A 436-nucleotide genomic window follows, 5' to 3' on the forward strand; every position below is an offset into this window, starting at 1 on the left:
GCAACCAAAACCTCGGTAACGGAAACACCGGCAACGCCAACGTCGGTGGCGGAAACATCGGCGACACCAACACCGGCGGCGGCAACCGCGGCAACGGAAACTTCGGCTTCGGGAACCTTCGCAACGGAAACATCGGCTTGGGAAATGCCGGCGTCGCCCCAGCTAGCTCGGATCCGGGCCACAACGTGGGCATGGGGAACATCGGCAACAACAACGTCGGCTTCGGCAACTCCGGCAACGCCAACGTCGGTGGCGGCAACACCGGCAACGGAAACACCGGTGGCGGCAATACCGGCAACAACAACCTCGGGTTCGGAAACACCGGCAACAACAACATCGGCATCGGACTCACCGGCAACAATCAGATGGGCATCAACCTGGCTGGCCTGCTGAACTCGGGAAGCGGCAATATCGGTATCGGCAACTCCGGCACCAA

At 61.5% G+C, this 436-nt stretch carries 1 pseudogene; it reads left to right on the forward strand.

The features are described 5' to 3' along the window. Positions 1 to 436, forward strand: a pseudogene (locus F0Q45_RS26810) (hypothetical protein); the annotation flags it as partial.

Source organism: Mycobacterium simiae, from assembly GCF_008370645.1.
Classification (GTDB): Bacteria; Actinomycetota; Actinomycetes; order Mycobacteriales; family Mycobacteriaceae; genus Mycobacterium; species Mycobacterium simiae_A.